Annotated in this window: 14 protein-coding genes, 4 tRNA genes and 1 riboswitch; of the genes, 11 read left to right on the top strand and 7 right to left on the bottom strand. The window is 73.4% G+C overall.

Annotation, left to right across the window (positions count from 1 at the left end):
* Positions 1-151 precede the first annotated feature (151 nt).
* A riboswitch (cobalamin riboswitch) is annotated at positions 152-352 on the bottom strand.
* The 3 genes from IEZ10_RS20550 to IEZ10_RS20540 form a co-directional block, all read right to left on the bottom strand.
* On the bottom strand, positions 351-1,415 hold the full coding sequence (locus IEZ10_RS20550) for a Bug family tripartite tricarboxylate transporter substrate binding protein (protein WP_189248123.1): 1,065 nt from the start codon (positions 1,413-1,415) through the stop codon (positions 351-353). It overlaps the preceding riboswitch by 2 nt.
* A gap of 96 nt (positions 1,416-1,511) precedes the next feature.
* Positions 1,512-3,332 carry a glutamine--fructose-6-phosphate transaminase (isomerizing) gene (gene glmS / locus IEZ10_RS20545; RefSeq protein WP_189248122.1) on the bottom strand — a complete coding sequence of 607 codons (1,821 nt, stop codon included), beginning with the start codon at positions 3,330-3,332 and terminating at the stop codon, positions 1,512-1,514.
* A gap of 11 nt (positions 3,333-3,343) precedes the next feature.
* Entirely contained in the window at positions 3,344-3,619 is a 276-nt protein-coding gene (locus IEZ10_RS20540; RefSeq protein WP_189248121.1) for a hypothetical protein, read from the bottom strand.
* Between the two features lie 151 nt (positions 3,620-3,770).
* Here IEZ10_RS20540 and IEZ10_RS20535 point away from each other — a divergent pair, with 151 nt between their 5' ends.
* From IEZ10_RS20535 to pcp, 9 genes are all read left to right on the top strand, one after another.
* Complete coding sequence (locus IEZ10_RS20535) at positions 3,771-5,717, top strand: N-acetylmuramoyl-L-alanine amidase (protein WP_189248120.1); 1,947 nt, start codon at positions 3,771-3,773, stop codon at positions 5,715-5,717.
* Positions 5,718-5,880: 163 nt separating this feature from the next.
* Positions 5,881-5,952: transfer RNA gene (locus IEZ10_RS20530), tRNA-Gly, on the top strand.
* Positions 5,953-5,976: 24 nt separating this feature from the next.
* Positions 5,977-6,047: transfer RNA gene (locus IEZ10_RS20525), tRNA-Cys, on the top strand.
* Positions 6,048-6,121: 74 nt separating this feature from the next.
* Positions 6,122-6,193 (top strand) — tRNA-Gly (locus tag IEZ10_RS20520).
* Positions 6,194-6,205: 12 nt separating this feature from the next.
* Positions 6,206-6,277 (top strand) — tRNA-Val (locus IEZ10_RS20515).
* A 261-nt stretch (positions 6,278-6,538) separates the two neighbouring features.
* Complete coding sequence (locus IEZ10_RS20510) at positions 6,539-7,411, top strand: hypothetical protein (protein WP_229811462.1); 873 nt, start codon at positions 6,539-6,541, stop codon at positions 7,409-7,411.
* A 69-nt stretch (positions 7,412-7,480) separates the two neighbouring features.
* On the top strand, positions 7,481-8,404 hold the full coding sequence (locus tag IEZ10_RS20505; protein ID WP_229811461.1) for a hypothetical protein: 924 nt from the start codon (positions 7,481-7,483) through the stop codon (positions 8,402-8,404).
* A 22-nt stretch (positions 8,405-8,426) separates the two neighbouring features.
* On the top strand, positions 8,427-8,804 hold the full coding sequence (locus IEZ10_RS20500; protein ID WP_189248119.1) for a thiol-disulfide oxidoreductase DCC family protein: 378 nt from the start codon (positions 8,427-8,429) through the stop codon (positions 8,802-8,804).
* A complete protein-coding gene (gene pcp, locus IEZ10_RS20495; RefSeq protein WP_189248118.1) occupies positions 8,801-9,421 on the top strand; it encodes a pyroglutamyl-peptidase I in 621 nt (206 codons plus the stop codon). Before IEZ10_RS20500 ends, pcp begins: the two co-directional genes overlap by 4 nt.
* 17 nt (positions 9,422-9,438) lie before the next feature.
* Here pcp and IEZ10_RS20490 read toward each other — a convergent pair whose 3' ends face one another.
* Positions 9,439-10,482, bottom strand: coding sequence for a hypothetical protein (locus IEZ10_RS20490; protein WP_189248117.1), 1,044 nt, complete (start codon positions 10,480-10,482; stop codon positions 9,439-9,441).
* A 254-nt stretch (positions 10,483-10,736) separates the two neighbouring features.
* On the opposite strand from IEZ10_RS20490, the gene IEZ10_RS20485 reads away from it, so the two are divergent.
* Entirely contained in the window at positions 10,737-11,936 is a 1,200-nt protein-coding gene (locus tag IEZ10_RS20485) for an RNA-guided endonuclease InsQ/TnpB family protein (protein WP_189248116.1), read from the top strand.
* Between the two features lie 34 nt (positions 11,937-11,970).
* Here the strand turns inward: IEZ10_RS20485 and IEZ10_RS20480 are convergent, their stop codons facing one another.
* Positions 11,971-13,404, bottom strand: coding sequence for a glutamate--cysteine ligase family protein (locus tag IEZ10_RS20480; RefSeq protein ID WP_189248115.1), 1,434 nt, complete (start codon positions 13,402-13,404; stop codon positions 11,971-11,973).
* Positions 13,405-13,694: 290 nt separating this feature from the next.
* Between IEZ10_RS20480 and IEZ10_RS20475 the strand changes: the two genes are divergently transcribed.
* Positions 13,695-15,590, top strand: coding sequence for a S9 family peptidase (locus tag IEZ10_RS20475; protein WP_189248114.1), 1,896 nt, complete (start codon positions 13,695-13,697; stop codon positions 15,588-15,590).
* 61 nt (positions 15,591-15,651) lie between these two features.
* Here IEZ10_RS20475 and IEZ10_RS20470 read toward each other — a convergent pair whose 3' ends face one another.
* Positions 15,652-16,590: an MBL fold metallo-hydrolase gene (locus tag IEZ10_RS20470; protein ID WP_189248113.1), complete on the bottom strand. Its 939-nt coding sequence runs from the start codon at positions 16,588-16,590 to the stop codon at positions 15,652-15,654.
* Entirely contained in the window at positions 16,587-17,804 is a 1,218-nt protein-coding gene (locus tag IEZ10_RS20465) for a Cmx/CmrA family chloramphenicol efflux MFS transporter (RefSeq protein WP_189248112.1), read from the bottom strand. Before IEZ10_RS20465 ends, IEZ10_RS20470 begins: the two co-directional genes overlap by 4 nt.
* Between the last annotated feature and the right edge of the window lie 956 nt (positions 17,805-18,760).

The raw sequence follows: 18,760 nt of genomic DNA, 5'->3' as shown, positions 1-18,760 counted from the left end.
GGTGAGGGCACGCGTCGGAGAACGGTCCGCGGGCATGCCGGACCGCCTCGTCCGCGGGCCCGCCCTCGAGGCCCTGGACATCTGTGCGGGGAGAGGCGGCCGCGCCGCGCGCTCCGGGGCCGCCTCACGCGGCCCCCGGCGCCCGGTCCGGTCCCCTTCCCCATTGCCGGCAGGTCTTCGGACTCACGGGCGCCTGGCACATGCCTACTGGCCGTCGCTTCCCGGGCATGGCCCAGTGCTCGCCTGACGGCGGTCGTTCCCGTTCACCGCTGCGGGGCAGCCCCGGATTCCCACCGGGTTCCCTCTTGCCTCACCTTCACGGGGAAGGCGAGCCGGCAACGACGAGGATCCTACATGTAGTGGCGGCGGACGCAACTACCCCAACAGGTTGTGGCGAAGGCTTTCAGCAAACCGAGATCACGGAGCACGTCCCGGGCCCGGCCGGTCTCGCCGGTCAGCCACTGCCGGAAGTCGTCGCCGCTGAGGTAGACCCGGTTCCAGCCCCTGGCCTCGCACATGGCCCGCCAGCGCGGCGAGGCGTCGAGGGCGTCGCACAGGGCCACGGCCCGGTCCCGGTCGTCCGGGCCCATGTCCCGCGGGCCGAACACCCCGCACCAGTCGATGTACTCCAGCCGGACATCCATCTCCATCAGCGTCGGCGCGTCGATCCCGGGGAGCCGTTCGGCGGAGGAGACCACCAGGGGCCGCAGGCGGCCCGCGGCGATCTCGCGCGTGAAGGAGCGCGCCGAGCCCAGGATCGCGGCCACCCGGCCGTCACGGAGCGCCTCGACGGCGTCGGCGGTGCCGGGGTACCCGGCGTACTGCAGCAGCCGGGCGTCCGCTCCGAGGCATTTGGCGATCATGCCGTAGAGCACGTGGTCGGAGCCGCCCTCCAGGCGCCCGCCCATCACCAGCCCGCCCGGGTCGCGGCGCAGCAGCGCGGCGAGGTCCTCGAAGGAGCGCAGGCGGGAGCCGGGCAGGACGACCAGGGCCGCCCAGTCGCCGGTCAGCCGGGCCAGCGGGGTGGTGGAGTCGACCACGGCGGCGGTGTCGGCGATCTCCGCCCCGGCCACCGCGGGCATTCCGGCGAGGAGCAGCCTCCCGGCACGGGAGAACGGCTCGCGGGGGAACGGCTCGCGGGCGGACCGCTCCCGGGACGGCGGCCCGGCGGGCGCCGCCAGGGCGGCGCCCGCCGGGCCGCCCGGGTGGTTCTCCACCGCGGTCGCGCGCGCCAGCCCCTCCGCGTCCAGGACCGCGGCCATGCCGTGGGCGAGGGGGTCCCAGTCGTGCCCGCGGCCCGCGGGCACGATGAGGGTCAGCCCGCCGGTGAACGGCCTGCCGGGGCCGCCGCAGCCGCCGCAGCCACCGAGGACGGCGAGCCCGGCGGCGAACGAGAAGAACCGCCTTCGGTGCACGACGCGCCCTCCCCCCGAGACCCCCGATACCTCAGGTTACACCTATGTCACTTTCTGTGACATATGGTGGGGTTGCCGGGGGGAGGGACGGCGGGGTCACTCCACGGTGACGCTCTTGGCGAGGTTGCGGGGCTTGTCGACGTCGCGGCCCAGCGCCACGGCGGCGTGGTAGGCCAGCAGCTGGAGCGGGATCGTCAGCAGGATCGGGTCCAGCTCGATCTCGTTCCTGGGCACCACCACGCAGTCGTCGGCCAGCTTCGGGTCGGCCGTACGGTGCCCGACCATGAGCACCCGGCCGCCGCGCGCCCGGATCTCGCCCAGCGTGGTGAGGTTCTTGTCCAGCAGTTCGTCGTCGGGGACGATCGCCACGGTCGGCGTCTCCGGGCCGATCAGCGCCAGCGGCCCGTGCTTGAGCTCGCTGGCCGGGTAGGCCTCGGCGTGCACGTAGGAGATCTCCTTGAGCTTCTGCGCGCCCTCGCGGGCCACCGGGTAACCGCGGACCCGGCCCACGAACATCATGCTCGCCGCGTCGGCGTACTTGTCCGCCAGCTCCTTGATCTGCGGCTCCAGCGCGAGGACCTCCTCGATCTGGCGGGGCAGCCGGCGCAGGCCCTCGCAGATGCGGCGGCCGTCGGCCGGGGACAGGTCGCGCACCCGGCCCAGGTGCAGCGCGAGCAGCGCGAACGCCACGGCGGTCGAGGTGAACGCCTTGGTGCTGGCCACCGACACCTCGGGGCCCGCGTGCAGGTACACGCCGCCGTCGCACTCGCGGGCGATCGCGCTGCCCACGGTGTTGACGATGCCGAGCACCCGCCCGCCCTTGCGCTTGAGCTCCTGGACGGCGGCGAGGGTGTCGTAGGTCTCCCCCGACTGGCTGATCGCCACGTACAGGGTGTCGGGCTCCACCACGGGGCTGCGGTAGCGGAACTCGCTGGCCGGTTCGGCGTCGGCCGGGATGCGCGCCAGCTCCTCGATGAGCTGGGCGCCGATCTGGCCGGAGTAGTAGGCGGACCCGCAGCCGATGATCTTCACGCGGCGGAACGACCGGCTTTCCCGCGCGTCCATGTTGAGGCCGCCCAGGTGGGCGATGTGGAAGCGGTCGTCGAGGCGGCCGCGCAGCGTGCGGGCCACCGTCTCGGGCTGCTCGGAGATCTCCTTGAGCAGGTAGTGCTCGTAGCCGCCGGTGTCGTAGTGGCCGGCCTCCCAGTCGACGGTCAGCGGCTCCTTGGCGGTCTCCCGCGCGTCGCCGCCGAAGGTGGTGAAGCCGTCGGCCCGCAGCACCGCGAGCTCGCCGTCCTCCAGGTGGACCACCTGGCGGGTGTAGCGGACCAGGGCCGCGACGTCGGAGGCGGCGAACATCTCCTTCTCGCCGATGCCCAGCACGATCGGGCTGCCGTTGCGGGCCACGACCACCTCGCCGGGCCGCCGGGCGTCGATCACCGCGATGCCGTAGGTGCCGACGACCCGCTTGAGCGCGGTGCGGACCGCCTCCTCCAGCGAGTCGGACTCCTCGACGGTGCGGGCGATCAGGTGCGCCAGCACCTCGGTGTCGGTCTCGGAGACGAAGACCGCGCCGTCCGCCTCCAGTTTGGCGCGCAGCTCGTCGGCGTTCTCGATGACGCCGTTGTGCACGACCGCGACGCGCTCGTCGGTGGACAGGTGGGGGTGGGCGTTGGCGTCGCTGGGCGCGCCGTGGGTGGCCCAGCGGGTGTGCCCGATGCCCAGGGTCCCCTTGAAGCGCGCGGGCACGACGGCGGCCAGGTCGGCCACCCGGCCCTTGACCTTGCGCATCTTCAGGCCCTTGTTGGAGATCACCAGGCCGGCCGAGTCGTAGCCGCGGTACTCCAGCCGCGCGAGGCCCTCCAGCAGAATCGGCGCCGCGTCCTTCGGCCCCACGTAGGCCACGATCCCGCACATGTGTCCGCTCCTTACCCGTAGACGATCCGGCGCAGCTGGCGCAGGGTGAGTTGGGGTGCCGCGACGCGCCGGGCGGGCAGCTCGGCGGCGATCCGGGGGAAGATCTGGTCGTTGACCAGCCCCTTGGCCTTGAGCTCGGCGTGACGGCGCCGGACGAACTCCTCGACGGGCTCGGAGAAGTAGGCCAGCACGTCCGCCACGACCCGCGCCGCCTCGCCCGGGCCGAGGGAACTCGTCCGGACCAGGTGGGCAATCAGCTCCTCATGGGACTGCCATGCCGCGGCCACAGGGCAGGACCATACGCATAATCAACGTCAATTACCAATTTTCCTGCCCGGTTTCGGGCAGGGATCCCCCCTTCGGCCGTCCGGCGCCCGCACCCTGGGACGGTGAGTAGTCTCTCATAACCCTGGGTAGCCAACTGGCCGGAGGAACACCATGCGCCGTCTGACGGGCCCCACCGTCTTTGCCGCCCTGACCCTGCTGGTCCCGCCGCCCCCGGCGGGGACGTCCTCCCCGGGCGGCCGGCAGGCGGCCTTCACACGGGCCGCGCTGAGGTACGGCGTGCCGGAGAGCGTGCTGCTGGCGGTCTCCTATCTGGAGTCCCGGTGGGACACCCACGACGGCCTGCCCAGCGTGTCGGCGGGTTACGGCCCGATGCACCTGGTCGACCCCTCCGCGGGCGCCGGGGGAGCCGCGGCCGCCACGCGACCGGCCGGGGACATGACGCGCCCGTCCGGAGACGCGGCCCGGGAGCCCGCCGGGGGCGAGCGGGCCGCAGCGCCGCCGGCCGTACCGCCCGCCGACACCCTGCACCGGGCCGCGGAGCTGACCGGCGTCGCCCCCGCCGAGCTCCGCCGGGACCCCTCGGCCAACATCCTGGGCGGCGCCGCGCTGCTGGCCGACCACCAGCGGAGCGCCGGCGGGCGGCCCGGGGCGGACCCGGCGGGCTGGTACGGCGCGGTGGCCCGCTACTCCGGCGCCACGGACGCCGGGACCGCCGCGGCGTTCGCCGACGAGGTGTACGCGACGATCCGCTCCGGCGCCGCACGGGTGACCGACGACGGGGAGCGGGTGGTCCTGCCCGCCGACCCCACCGCGGCGCCGGAGCGGGGACCCGGGGAGACCGGGCTGCCCGCCGCCCCGGCCTCCGCCGCCCCCGACTGCCCGCCCGCCCTGGCCTGCGAGTGGCTCCCGGCCGCCTACCGGCGGCTGAAGAAGGGCGGCCACGGCAACCACGACCGCTACCCGGGGACCCGCCCGATCGACTACATCGTCATCCACGACGGGGAGTCGCCCTACGACGTCATGACCCGGCTGGTCAAGGACCCCACCTACGTGAGCTGGCACTTCACCCTGCGCTCCGGCGACGGCCACATCGCCCAGCACCTGCGGGCCGGCGACGTCGGCTGGCATGCGGGCAACTGGTACTTCAACTCCCGCTCCATCGGCCTGGAGCACGAGGGCTACCTCGCCAGGGGGGGCGCCTGGTACACCGAGGCGATGTACCGGGCCTCGGCCCGCCTGGTCCGCTACCTCGCCCGCAAGTACGACGTCCCCTTAGACCGGGCGCACATCCTCGGCCACGACAACGTGCCCGGCGCCACCCCGGCGACGGTGCAGGGCATGCACGAGGACCCCGGCCCCTACTGGGACTGGGACCACTACTTCACGCTGCTCGGCAGCCCGCTGACCGGTGTCCGCGGCCGGGAGGTCTCCCTCGTCTCGGCGGCGGCCGGGGCGCGCCCGGCGCACTCGGCGCGCTCGGTGATGATCAAACCCGACTACGCCGCCAACACGTCCTTCTTCAGCGGCTGCGCCAAGTCGGGCCGGTGCCGCCGCGGGTCCGGCACGGTCTGGCTGCACGTCCGCCCCTCCCCCGCCTCGCCGCTGGTCCGCGACATCGGCAAGCACCCCACCGGCGAGTCCACCTACAGCGTGTACGACCACGCGGGACGGGCCTCCACCGGCCAGCGCTACGCCTTCGCCGGCCGCCGCGGCGACTGGACCGCGATCTGGTACCTCGGGCAGCGGGCCTGGTTCTACGACCCGGCGGGGGCCCGCAGGTCCGTGCCCGCCTCCGGCCCCCTGGTGACGCCCCGCCCCGGCCTCGCCTCCGTCAAGGTGTACGGCAGGGCCTACCCGGAGGCGTCGGCCTACCCGCCGGGCATACCGGTGCAGCAGCCGGCCCCCCTGCAGTACACCCTCCCGGCCGGGCAGTTCTACAGCCTCGGCCTGACCAGCCGCTCCTCCTACTTCCACACGGGCGGCTTCTCCCCGGCGTCCCACCGCGTCATCACGGGCCGGACGCGCTACCACCAGATCCAGTTCGGCCACCGGGTCATGTTCGTCAGGGCGGCGGACGTCACGGTGGTGCCCGGCTGAGAGCCGCGCGCAGGGCCCGGGTCGCCCCGGGTCCGGCCGAAGGCCACGCGGAAATCCTCACTCCGCCCGGCCGATCATCCCCTGGTTGTCCCCCGGTTGCGCGCAAGCACGCTCCGGAGGCGCTAGAGTTTTCTCGTGCCCCGGACGACAGACCGGGGAGCACGCGGAAGTGGCTCAGTGGTAGAGCATCACCTTGCCAAGGTGAGGGTCGCGGGTTCGAATCCCGTCTTCCGCTCGGCAGACCCCCCGGGGTCTGGCTGGTGGAGTGGCCGAGAGGCGAGGCAACGGCCTGCAAAGCCGTGTACACGGGTTCAAATCCCGTCTCCACCTCGGCGCGCGGACACCGGACCCGCGAGGATCCGGTAAAGTAGCGCACGTGTCCCGGCCCGCAAGCCGGGGAGCACGCGGAAGTGGCTCAGTGGTAGAGCATCACCTTGCCAAGGTGAGGGTCGCGGGTTCGAATCCCGTCTTCCGCTCTGGTTTTCCGAGGACGATTAGCTCAGCGGGAGAGCGCTTCCCTGACACGGAAGAGGTCACTGGTTCAATCCCAGTATCGTCCACCGACAAAGATCCCCGGGTCCCCGACCCGGGGATCTTTTCGTTCACCCGGCCGTTCCCGCCGATCACCCGGTGCGGCCATGCCGCCCCGCCGCCGATCACCCACTGCGGACATGCCGCTCGGGCCGTCCCGCCGCGGTTTTCCTTTCGGGCTTCCCGCGTTTCCGGTACGCGCCGGACGTCGGCAGGAGGCAGCATCGGGACATAACCCAGAATCCACTCATCGCTTATGCTCTTTTGACCATCGCGAAAGGGGCGAGCCTGTGCTGCGTGTGGTGGTCGATCCGGAGGTGCCCGCGGACGTCGCCGACCTCATGAGACGGAACGGCCCGCTGCTCTCCCGCTACCGGGCCGGCTGGAACCCCGAGCCGAGCGGCCCGCGCGTCCCCACCGCCGCCCTGATCCCCCTCGGGGCGCTGACGGTCCTGACGGTCCTCGTCACGCTGGTCGTCGGCGCGACCGGGCTGTTCCTGGCCGCCCTCAGCACCGTCTACCTGATGGTCCTCGCCTGCGTCTACCTCGCCAGGAAACCCCTGCCGGTCGACTCCGTGGAGCGCGTGCTGTACCGGCACTCGCGGCTGTACCGGGGCCGCTTCCTGGTCCTGGAGGACTTCGACGTCCCCTCGCGGGCCCTGCTCGGCCGGGTGCAGCAGGCGATCGACCGCATCATGGGCTCGCGGGTCAACGCCCTGGGCATGCTCGACAGCGTGCGCAACTCGGTGATGCTGCCCGCCGAGGAATGGGAGATCGCCCGGCTGCTGACCAAGCTGTCGGCTCTGCGGGCCAGGCACCGCCACCTGGCCCGCGGCGGCCGGACGCCGGAGGTGGCCGCCGCCATGGCGCCGCTGGAGCGGGCGCTGGCCGCCAGCGAGGCCGCCGTCGTCGCCCGCGTGGAGGCCCTGGAGCGCTACGCCCGCCACGTGGCGCGGGCCGACCGCGCGCTGGCGTCGCGGGGGCAGATCGATGCCCTGCTCGCCCACCTGCCGGAGTACGAGCAGCTCGTCGCGGAGACGGGCGCCGCCCGCTTCCTCGCGCCGGAGATCGGCACCCTGAGCGAGGACGCCGTCCGGCTGCAGCAGGCGCTGCGCGACAGCGTCCGCTCCGCGCACGAGGCGTTCCGGTATCTCGACGGCTGACCGGCGTCTCGACGGCCGAGGCGGACGAGGCGGACGAGACGATTCCCACCGTGCGAAGGGAGTGAGGCCGTGCAGCGGGTGGCAGTCGACCCGGAGGTGCCGGCGGAGGTGGCCGAGCTGTTCCGCCGGAACGCCCGGCTGCTGTCCCGGATCAGGGCCGGCTGGCAGCCCGGCCCCGTACCGGCCCGCGAAGAACGCAAGTCCCGCGCACCCAAGGTCCGCATCGTCGTCCTGTCGGGCGTCCTGCTGGGCCTGCTCGCCGTGAACATCGGGCGGCTCCCCTTCTTCCTCATCGGGATGCTCGCCTTCGTGGCGCTGATCGGCACGCTCGCCTCCCGGCAGTTCCCCGAGGGCGGCGAGGAGGATGACGACGCCGACGACTACGAGATCTCCCGGCACGCCCACTGGTACGAGGGCCGCTACCTCCTGCCCGAGGACTTCGACGACGCCGCCGGGCCGCTGCTGGAGCGGGCCGGGCAGGCCGTCGACACCGTCATGCGCTCGCGGGTCAACGCCCTGGGCATGCTCGACGACGTGCGCAACTCGGTGATGCTGCCCGCCGAGGAGTGGCAGATCGCCCGGCTGCTGGCCAAGCTGTCGGCGCTGCGCGGCGAGCACCGCGACCTGCTGTACGGCGGCAGCACCCCGGAGGTGGCCGCCGCCATGGAGCCGCTGGAGCGGGCGCTGGCCGCCAGCGAGGCCGCCGTCGTCGCCCGCGTCGAGGCTCTGGAACGTTACGCCCGCCACGTGGCCGAGGCCGAGCGGGCGCTGCGCGCCCACGAGCAGATCGAGCGGCTGCGGGAGCGGCTCCCCCGCTACGAGGAGCTCCTGGCCGAGACCGGCGCCGACTCGGCGGCCGTGCCGGAGATCGACCGGCTGGCCGGGGACGCCGGGCGGCTGGAGCGGGCGCTGCGCGACAGCGTCCGCTCCGCGCACGAGGCGTTCCGCCACCTCGACGGGCCACCCGGGGACGGGCCGTCCGTTCTCGGATGATCCGTATGGGTATGGTCACCGCATGACGGAACAACCGGTACTGGTCTACGACGGCGACTGCGGCTTCTGCACCTCCTGCGTCCGGTTCGCCGAGCGCCGGATCGGGCTCCGGGCCCGCGCCGTACCCCTGCAGACGGCCGACCTGGCCGCGCTCGGCGCCACCCGGGAGCGCGCCGAGCACGAGGTGCTGTGGGCCGAGGACGGCAGGCTGTACGGCGGGGCGCAGGCCGTCGCCAGGCTGCTGATCTCCGCGGGCCCGCCCTGGGGCGCCGCGGGGTCCCTGATGCGCCTCCCCCTGCTGCGGCAGGTGGCGGGGTGGGGCTACCGGCTCGTCTCCGCCAACCGCGGCCGCCTGCCCGGCGGCACCCCCGCCTGCTCCGTACCGGAGGTGCACCGATGACCGTCCTGCTCACCGGGTTCGAGCCGTTCGACGGCGACACCGTCAACCCCTCGTGGGAGGCGGTCAGCCTCGTCCCCGGGGTGCGGGCCGTACAGGTGCCGTGCGTGTTCGGCGCGGCGGTGGAACGGCTGCGGGAGGCCGTCGCCGAGCACGACCCCCGGGTGGTCGTCTGCGTCGGGCAGGCCGGCGGCCGGGCCGACGTGACGGTCGAGCGGGTGGCCGTCAACCTCGACGACGCCCGCATCCCCGACAACGCCGGGCGGCAGCCGATCGACGAGCCGGTGGTGCGCGGCGGGCCCGCCGCCTACTTCGCCACGCTGCCGGTGAAGGCGTGCGTGGCCGCGGCCCGCGCCGTCGGGGTGCCGGCGAGCGTGTCGCAGAGCGCCGGGACATTCGTCTGCAACCACCTCTTCTACGGCCTGATGCACCTGATCGCCACCGAGCGGCCCGACATCCGCGGCGGGTTCGTGCACGTGCCGTTCGCCCCCGGGCAGGTCGCCGACCGGGCCGCGCCGTCCATGCCGCCGGCCCTGGTCGCCGAGGCGCTGGCGGCGATCGTGACCGCCGCCTCGTCCATGGAGGGCGACCTGCGCCTGGTCGGCGGCTCCCTGCACTGACGGCGCCGGCCCCGGGGTCAGAGTGGCACGCCGTACACCGCGCGGCGGCGCGCGAACTCGGTCACGCTCCACAGCGTCCCGCGCTCGCGGACGCAGGTGAGGTCCTCCGGGCCCACCGGGTAGGACCTCCTGGTGACCGTGTCGCCGACCACGATCAGGACGCCGTTGCGCGTCGAGCCGGCCGCCTGGCTGAGATACCAGGTGCCGCCGTGGGAGAGCGCGCCCTGGATCCTGGGCTCGGGCAGCAGGTAGGCGTCCTGGGCCGCGGCGACGCCGCCCGCGCCGGTGCGCAACGCGCCGTCGGGCGCGAGCGGCCATCGGGCCACCCTGCCGGGCGTTCCAGGGGCGTCGACGTACTCGCCGCCGACCAGGGTGTGCACCGGGCCCGTCCGGTCGACGGAGGCGAACGAGAACCGGGCGTCGCCGGTCGCGGCCCAGGCGCCGGTCTGCGGCATCACGTAGCGGTAGCCGAAGGCGTTGTAGGTCGCGCCCTTCCTGCCGATGGTGGTCTTGGAGTCGCCGTTCACCTCGTAGATGTGCCGGGTGTCGAAGACGCGCAGGCCGCGGCCGGTGTCGGCGACGTACAGCAGGTCGCCGTACCAGGCGACGCCGCCGGCGTGGATGTCGATGGGGGCGATCCCTCCGTCGGGCTTGGCCGTCACGAGTAGGACGTGCCGGTAGCGCAGCGTCGCGGCGTCGAGGAAGGACAGCCGGATGCCGCGCTCCGACTCGTTCTTCGGCTTGAAGTACCAGCTCACCACGAACACGTCACCGCGGGTCCCGGCGTCGGAGGAGCTGGTCAGGCCCTGCGGGTACCAGTCGGTGACGGCGTTGTCGGCGTCGTCGAAGCAGTACCAGTCCACCGGCCGGGGCTTCATGCCGGTGAACGCCCCGGCGCCGGACGTCCCCTTCCTGACGGCGACCCGGTTGGCCTTGGACAGGACGGTGGCGAGGGGCACGCGGTCGAGCCGCTCGCCCAGCGCGCGGGCGCCGGCCGGCAGGTCGCCGTCGTTCCGCCTCAGCTCGAACGGCTCCACGGCCGTGGTCTTCATCGCACTCATGGGGGGCGTTCCTCCTCCGGTCGCCGCCGGGCCCGGCGGGTCGAGACGTGGAGTTCACGAGTATGCCGAGATCCGGATCATTCGAAAGCCCCCCCTGCCCCGGGACCGCCTGGGTGCGGTCCCGGGGCAGGCGGTCTCAGCGTCGGTCGAGGGACCCGTACTCCACCGTGGCCCGTGCGGTCATACGTTCATCAAGGTGGGCGGGTGGCCGGAAACGGGTCCGCCTTCCGGGCGTCCCTGCTAGAAATCGGGCCATGACGACGCTCGGTGCTCCGGGGGCCGGGTACGCCCGGTACACCTACCGGCTGCGTCTGTCGTCTGCGGCGCCGGCCGCGTTGATGGCCGAGTGGGATCGGTGCCGGTGGGTGTGGAATGCGTGCGTGGCCGCCTCCCGTGCCGTGCACACGGCGAAGAAGCCCTGCGGTCCGGCCATGCTGGACAGGATGCTGACCGGCTGGCGCGCTGAGCACGCGTGGCTGTCGGCGGGGGCGTCGGTGCCGCAGCAGCAGATCATCCGCGACTTCGGCAGGTCTCGTGCCAAGGCGCTCAAGGACATCAAGGATCGGCTGCCGATGCGGCGGCGGGCGGGCATGCCGCGGTTCAAGAAGAAGCACCTCGCCGCGCCGACGTTGAACTACACCCGGCGGGGTTTCCGCCTGACCGACGGCCGCCTGCACCTGGCGGGCGGCATCGCGGTGACGGTGGTGTGGTCGCGGGAACTGCCCGCCGAGCCGTCCAGCGTGCGGATCCACCGCGACCCCGTCGGGCACTGGTACGCCTCCTTCGTCGTGCCCGCGCGTGTCGAGGCGTTGCCTGCCACCGGGCGGGCGATCGGCGTCGACTGGGGCGTCAGGGAGATCGCCACGACCACCAGTGACGCCCATGACCTGCCGCACCCTCAGTACGGGCGGGCGGCGGCGGCGAAGCTGGCGCGGTATCAGAAGATGACGGCTCGCCGCAGGCCGCCGAAGGGAAGACCCGCCTCCACCGGCTACCGTAAGGCCGCCCGCAAGGCCGCCAAGGCCCACAGGAAGGTCGCCCGGCAGCGCGCCGACGCCGCCCGCAAGTGGGCCAGGAAGGTCGTGCGCGACCACGACGTCCTGGCGGTGGAGGACTTCACCCCGAGGTTCCTGGCGCGCTCCACCATGGCGCGCAAGGCCGCCGACGGCGCGATCGGCGCCACCAAGAACGCCCTGATCGAGATGGCCCGCAAACACGGCCGGACCGTTCATCTGGTCAACCCCGCGCACACCACCATGGACTGCGCAGGCTGCGGAGCGAGAACCAAGCACGCCCTGCCGCTGTCGGAACGCACCTACACCTGCACCGCGTGCGGAGTCTCCTGTCCCAGGGACAAGAACTCCGCCCGCGTGATGCTCCTCCGGGCTGGTCTGGACCCGGCTGGTGTCGAGGGCGTAAGACCTGACGGGCCGCCGGTCCGTCAGGCGGCCTGAGCCGGGAATCCCCTTCCTTCAGGGAGAGGAGCAGTCAAAGCGGCCAGGTGTGCACCGGCTCCCCGGTCAACGCCAGCTCCTGGTAGCGGGTCACCATGCGCGCCCGCGCCGCCGGGTCGGTGCCCAGCTCGGCGAGCTTCTCGCGCTGCCAGACCGCGCCGGTACGGCGCCGCCCGGCGCGTTCCCGGATGACGTCGAGCGCCCGCTCCGCCTCCCGCGCCTCGACGCCGGCCCGCGCCAGGCCGTCCGCGGCCACGGGCAGCAGGTCCTCGACGAGCCGGTGCGCGGGGACCTCCCCGTCCCGGCCCGGCCAGGACATCGGAGCGTCCAGGCCGCTGATCGCGGCGCGGTAGAAGTTGCGGTAGGCGTCGGCGAAGGGCGACTCGTGCACCGGCTCCTCGGCCATCGCCAGGGTGAGGCCGAGCATGAAGGCGGTGTTGGCCACCATGTCGGCGGGGGTCGGTCCGGCGGGCAGCGCCCGCATCTCCACCCGCAGGTGGCCGCCGTCGGCCGGGTCGTAGACGGGCCGGTTCCACAGCCACACCATGCCCTGGTGCAGCCGGAGCTCGGCCAGCTCCGGGGCCCCGCCCGCGGTGTCCGGGGCGTCGGTGAGCACCGGCACCACCGGCTCGTACTCGCGGACGCACATCTCGAACAGCTCCTCGGCGCCGCCGACCCACCCCGAGCCGAAGGCCACCCGCCGGTCCCTGCGGTCGAGCCGCTCGACGTCGCGGTCGTCGGCCGCCTCCTCGAACAGGGCGATCCTGGTCTCCTCCCACAGCCGCCTGCCCAGGAAGCCGGGCGAGTTGCCGCTGACCGCGAGGACCGGGCCGACGGCGAGCTGGGCGGCGTTGTAGACGCGGGCGAAGTCGGCCGGGGCCGTACGCAGGTGGACCTGCCAGGAGGTGTTGGCGCTCTCCAGGATGACGCCCTCGACCTCCAGCTCCAGCTCCTCGGCGCCGCTGATGCGCACCCGGAACGGCTCGGCGCGCAGCCGACGCATGCCCCGGGTCATCGCCCGGTAGCGGGCCTCGTCGCTGAGCGCCTCGTGGGTGAAGTCGAACTCGCTGAGAGAGGGCAGGATCCCGATCGCCACGGACCGGCCGCCCTGCGCCGCCGCGGCCTTGTCCACCAGGTCCATGGTCTCGCGCAGTTCGGCGGCCATCGCGGTGAAGGGCCGCCCGGCGAGCGGCAGCGGGGTCAGGTTGACCTCCAGGTTGAACCGGCCCAGCTCCGACACCAGCCGGCCGTCGGCCGCGGCCTCGCGCACCTCCCGGTTGCGGTGGAGCGGCCGCCCGTCGGGGGTGGTGAGGAACAGCTCCAGCTCGGCGCCGACGGTCAGCGGGCCCTCGCCGAAGCCGGGCCGGGCCAGCGTCTCGCGCAGCGTGGCCACCTGTTCCGCCAGCCGCTCGCCGAAGCGGACGAACTCCGCCTCGGAGAACCGGTCCTTGTCGAGTTGCCGGCCCATCGCACCATCCGATCAGTTGGTCCTCGTGACCCCCTCCTACTCTCCCAGGTGAGGGCTTCTAATCAGTCGAGCGGGTGGGGGATGGATCACAGTCCGCGACGGGGGCGGGCGGCCCCCCGCGGCCCGGCGGCGTCCGCACCGGTCACTCGCCGGTCACCCGCCGGTCACCCGGTGATCACGCCGAACGGGCACGGGGTCGCGCCGGGTTCTCCCGTCCGCTCCCCGACGACATCGACAAACCACCTCAGCGTTCTCCAAATGCGACGATCTCGGTGATAACGTCCCAGGTCATGCGTCTTGACGACCTCGCCCTGCTGCACGTCCCCGGCAGCATCGCCCTGCACGACGACCTCCTCCTGGTCGACGTCACCCGCCCCGACCTGGAGGCGGACGCCTACCGCGGAAGCCTGTGGCGGGTGCCGCAGGACGGTCCGCCCGTCCCCTTCACCCACGGCGACCTCGACACCGCCCCCCGCGTCTCCCCCGACGGCGCCTGGGTGGCCTTCCTGCGGGCGAAGGAGGGCGGCCGGCCGCAGCTGCACGTGATGCCCGCCCACGGCGGTGAGCCGCGCCCGGTCACCGACCTTCCGCTCGGCGCCGGCGCACCGGTCTGGGCCCCCGACTCCCGCCGGATCGCGTTCGCCGCTCGGGCCCCGGAGGAGGGCCGCTACGGCACCGGAAAGGGCGTGGACGCCGCCGCCGAGGCGCCGCGCCGCATCACCGGCCTGAGCTACCGGCGCGACGGCGTGGGCTTCACCTTCGACCGGCGGTCGGCGCTGTTCGTGGTCAACGCCCTCGCCGACATCCCCCAGCCGGTGCGCCTGACCGACGGCCCCTACGACGTCGACACCCCCGCCTGGACCCCCGACGGCGAGCACGTGCTGGTCTCGGCCCCCCGCGACCTCGACGGCGACAGCCTGCACACCGACCTGTACGCGGTCCCCGCGGCGGGCGGCGCGCCGGTCCTCGTGGTGCGCAGCGAGGGCCGCGCGAGCCACCCCGTGGCGCTTCCCGGCGGAGAGGTGCTCTACCTCGGCACGGCCTTCTCCGGCATCCACTCCGTCGCCCGCAACACCGGCCTCTACCGCGCCCCGCTGCGGACCGGCGGCGAGCCCGCGGCCGGGACGCGCATGACCGAGGAGGAGTCCGTCGACTGCGAGGCGCTGGAACCCGTCCCGGTCGAGGACGGCGTCCTGGTGGCGGTGCGCACGCGCGGCGCCACCGAGCTGCTGCTCGTCCCGGCGACCGCCGAGGACATGCCGCTGGAGAAGCTCGGCCGGGTGCTCGGCGAGCGGGCGGCCGTCAGTGCCTTCACCGCGCACGGCGGGCGGATCGTCGCGGTGGTCTCCACGCCCGAGTGCCCCGGCGAGGTGGTCACCCCCGAGGGCAGGCTCGCCGACTTCTCCGGGCCGCTGGCCGGGGTGCGCCCGCTCCAGGAGATCACCGCGGTGGCGCCCGACGGCTACCCGGTCCACGGCTGGCTCGTCCTGCCCGAGGGCGAGGGGCCGCACCCGGTCCTGCTGAACGTGCACGGCGGCCCCTTCTACCACCACGGCTGGGGTTTCTTCGACGAGACCCAGGTCTACGCCGGCGCGGGGTACGCGGTGGTCCTGCCCAACCCGCGAGGCTCGGGCGGGTACGGCCAGGCCCACGGCCAGGCGGTCGTCGGCGCCTTCGGCACCGTGGACGTCGACGACGTCCTCGCCCTGCTGGACGCGGCGCTGGAGCGGCCGGAGTGCGACGCCGGGCGGGTGGGCGTGATGGGCGGCTCCTACGGCGGGTTCATGACGAGCTGGCTGGCCGCCCACCACGGGGAACGGTTCAGGGCCGCCTGGAGCGAACGGGCGGTCAACGCCTGGGACTCCTTCGCCGGCACCTCCGACATCGGCTGGTTCTTCGCCGACGCCTACTGCGGCCCCGACCCGGAGGTCCAGCGCGCGATGAGCCCGCTCTACCACGCCGACAGGATCGACATCCCGTTCGCCGTGGTCCACTCCGAGGAGGACTGGCGCTGCCCCGTCGAGCAGGCGCAGCGGATGTACGCCGCCCTGCGCCGCAACGGCGTCCCGGCGGAGTTCCTGCTGTTCCCCGGCGAGGGCCACGAGCTCACCCGCGGCGGCCGCCCCCGGCACCGCCTGCAGCGGTTCGAGGCCGTCCTCGAATGGTGGTCGCGCCACCTGGCGTAGCCGTCGTCAGGTGACCCCGCGTCCCCGGGGCCGGTCCTCCGGCCCCGGGGACGCGGGCGGATCAGGCCAGGCAGGTCAGCGGCCTGCCGCCGTTGTAGGCGAGCATGTCCGACAGCGCCGCGGCGAAGTCGATGGGCTCGCCCCGGGGCAGGCCGTCCAGCTCGGCGTAGGCCCGGTGCAGGTTGCCGACGATCCGCTCGGGGTCGAGCAGCCCGCCGTACTCGCCGAGGTCGGTCTCGCGCGCCGCCTCCAGCGGCGTCAGGCCCGCCGACCGGCCCAGCTCAGCGGTGGCCATCACGAACCGCAGGTAGTCCCGCACCCGGTCGATCACCTCCGGCCCGCACACGTCGCCGTGCCCCGGCACGATCGTCCGCGCGCCCAGCGCCTCCAGCTCGTCCAGCGCCTCGATGGCCCCCGTGACCGACCCCATCATCACGAACGGCGTGCCCCCGTTGAACACCAGGTCGCCGGCGAACAGCAGCGACCGCTCGGGGATCCACACGATCGAGTCGTTGGTGGTGTGCGCGGGACGGCCGACGTGGCGGACCTCGCAGCGCAGCTCGTCGGAGTACAGGGTGACGCCGTCGGTGTAGGTCAGGAAGGGCGGCCTGACCTCCGACCGGCCCCAGTCGACCGCCGTCCAGGCCGTCGTCCGGTACGCGGGGACGCCCTCGGCGAGGATCGTCTCCCGGGTCCGCTCGTGCCCGACGATCGTCGCCTCGGGGAAGGCGAAATTGCCGAAGGTGTGGTCACCGTGGTGGTGGGTGTTGACCAGCGTCGTCACCGGCAGGCCGGTGACCGACCTGATCGCCTCGCGGTAGGCCAGGGTGCGCCGCTCGGTGGCGCAGGAGTCCACGCAGATCACCCCGCGCCGCCCGACGAGGAAGCCGGTGTTGTTGATCCACCAGCTCCCGTCGGGCTGGACGTAGGCGTGGACGCCGTCGGAGACCTCCTCGACGCGGGCGGAGGGCAGCGGATGGTCGTGACGCGATGAGCTCATGACGGGGATTGTCCGCCCCGGCGCGCCCGGAGACCATGAAGATCGCCGGAATCGTCCCGGGCGGGCGACCGGCGGCGCCGTACGGCCAGGGCCGCGCCGGCCGTGACGAACGCCAGCGCCACCAGCAGCGCGCTCACCCACAGCGGGGACCGGTAGCCGAACCCCGCGCCGATGACGGCGCCGCCCAGCACGGGGCCCACGGCCGCGCCCACGTTGAGGGCGGCGGTCGCGAACGAGCCGCCCAGGGAGGGCGCCTCGACGGCCTCGTAGAGCGCCCGGGTGATCAGCGTGGAGCCGACGGCGAAGGACAGCGCGCCCTGGACGAAGACGAGCGCGAACGCCCAGGCCGCCGCGTCCGCGGTCGCCATGAGCAGCAGCCAGCCCACGGTCAGGGCCAGGCCGCCGGGCACCAGCAGCCGCATCGGCCGCTCGTCCGACATGCGGCCGCCGGCGGTCACCCCGGCGAACGACCCCAGGCCGAACAGCGCCAGGAAGACCGGGACCCATCCCGGGCCGAACCCGCCGACGTCGGTGACCAGCGGCGCCAGGTAGGTGAAGGCGCAGAAGGTCGCGCCGTTCACGAGCGCGGCCAGTGACAGGATCACCAGCAGCCGGGGACGGCGCAGCGCCCGCAGTTCCCGCCGCGCGCCGGGCACGGCCGCGTCCGGCGGCGCCGCCGGGACCGAGCGCAGGATCGCGAGGACGGCCGGCGCCGAGACGGCGGCCACCGCCCAGAACGCCGAGCGCCAGCCCCACACCTGGCCGAGCACCGCGCCGGCGGGCACTCCCGCGACGCACGCGAGGGTGACGCCGCCCAGCAGGACGGCGGTGGCCCGGCCCTTGGCGGCGGGCCCGGCCAGGCCAGCCGCCGTCGCGAGGCCCACGGCCAGGAACCCGGCGTTGGCCAGCGCCGCGACGACCCGGGTGGCCAGCAGGACGCCGAAGTCGGCGGTGACCGCCCCGGCGACGTGCACGAGCGTGAAGGCGATCAGGAAGACCAGCAGCGCCCGCAGTCTCGGCCACCGCAGGCTGAGGACGGCCATCAGCGGCGCGCCGACGATCATCCCCACGGCGAAGGCCGAGGTCAGCGTTCCGGCGGCCGGGACGGACACTCCCAGGTCGCCGGCGATCTCGGGGATGAGCCCCGACAGCATGAACTCGGACGTCCCCTGGGCGAAGACCGCCAGCCCGAGCATGTAGATGACGATTGGCATACAAGAACTCGCAACCGTGTCGTGGTCGGAAATGGTCCGGGGTCACTCGGGAGCGGCTCCGGAGCGGTTTCGGAGTCGCTCCGAAACGGCTTCGAGGTGACCCCGAGGCGATGAGGGCGCGGCGAGACGCCGCGGCGGCCACGGCCGGGCACCGCTCAAGGGCGGCGGGACCGGCCGGGCGCGCGGTGTCACCGCGTGGAAGGACCCGGAAGGACCGGGGAAGAGGGCATCACCGTGCGTGACCGCGACGACGGTTACGGCGATGCAGGACCCGGAAAGCCCGTACGGCGGAGGTTCAGCGGCGGATACGGCGAAGGAGCGCGGCGTCTCGGATTCGACGGCGCTTCAGCACGGGATCACGGTCGGCCACCGAACAACCGGTGGCTAGCGTCTTGACGCCTCGGGGCTGGACATGGACCGCATCCTAACCACGCCGTGAACACCCCGTCCACCGCGCCGATCATCTACCGGGTCCCCCTTCCCGCGCGATGACCGTCTCCGCCCCATGGGATCGGTGGTCTGGCGGAACATCGGGAGGGCGGCGGATCCGGGGGATGCCATGGAGCCGACAGAGCCGATGAGACACCGCCGCCGAAAACCTTCCGGCCATGAAGGAAAAGGTGAATCCGATGCTGTTCGCCACATCCGATGATGTATTTCCGTTTCGCCTACCCGACGGCGACGTATTCAGCGAAGGAAAAGTCACGGTAAACGCCACGGACGCCCGCGGACGGAGTTATGGTTCTCCCGGAAATCGGAAAAAGTCCCGGCGGGTGCTGGCAACACCCCCGGGACGTGGCACCGGAGGTAACCTCTCCAATGCGGGTCCAGCGTAGCAAGATTGACGGCTCCTACACACGGATACCCAACTCTGTTCTCAGAGATCGCCGTCTTTCCTTCACCGCCCGGGGCATGCTCGTCTTCCTGCTCTCCCTGCCCGAGGGGGCGCGGCAGGA

Origin of the sequence: Streptosporangium pseudovulgare, from assembly GCF_014648055.1 — a bacterium.
Classification (GTDB): domain Bacteria; phylum Actinomycetota; class Actinomycetes; order Streptosporangiales; family Streptosporangiaceae; genus Streptosporangium; species Streptosporangium pseudovulgare.
The sequence above is the reverse complement of the archived record's forward strand: the minus strand, read 5'-3'. Positions and strand labels throughout refer to the sequence as shown.

What these genes read in the sequence shown, in the direction of transcription:
- IEZ10_RS20480 (WP_189248115.1), bottom strand. Translation starts at nt 13,404, where the DNA reads ATGGGCCGGCAACTCGACAAGGACCGGTTCTCCGAGGCGGAGTTCGTC.
- IEZ10_RS20500 (WP_189248119.1), top strand. Translation starts at nt 8,427, where the DNA reads ATGACGGAACAACCGGTACTGGTCTACGACGGCGACTGCGGCTTCTGC.
- pcp (WP_189248118.1), top strand. Translation starts at nt 8,801, where the DNA reads ATGACCGTCCTGCTCACCGGGTTCGAGCCGTTCGACGGCGACACCGTC.
- IEZ10_RS20465 (WP_189248112.1), bottom strand. Translation starts at nt 17,804, where the DNA reads ATGCCAATCGTCATCTACATGCTCGGGCTGGCGGTCTTCGCCCAGGGG.
- IEZ10_RS20535 (WP_189248120.1), top strand. Translation starts at nt 3,771, where the DNA reads ATGCGCCGTCTGACGGGCCCCACCGTCTTTGCCGCCCTGACCCTGCTG.
- glmS (WP_189248122.1), bottom strand. Translation starts at nt 3,332, where the DNA reads ATGTGCGGGATCGTGGCCTACGTGGGGCCGAAGGACGCGGCGCCGATT.
- IEZ10_RS20470 (WP_189248113.1), bottom strand. Translation starts at nt 16,590, where the DNA reads ATGAGCTCATCGCGTCACGACCATCCGCTGCCCTCCGCCCGCGTCGAG.
- IEZ10_RS20485 (WP_189248116.1), top strand. Translation starts at nt 10,737, where the DNA reads ATGACGACGCTCGGTGCTCCGGGGGCCGGGTACGCCCGGTACACCTAC.
- IEZ10_RS20475 (WP_189248114.1), top strand. Translation starts at nt 13,695, where the DNA reads ATGCGTCTTGACGACCTCGCCCTGCTGCACGTCCCCGGCAGCATCGCC.
- IEZ10_RS20490 (WP_189248117.1), bottom strand. Translation starts at nt 10,482, where the DNA reads ATGAGTGCGATGAAGACCACGGCCGTGGAGCCGTTCGAGCTGAGGCGG.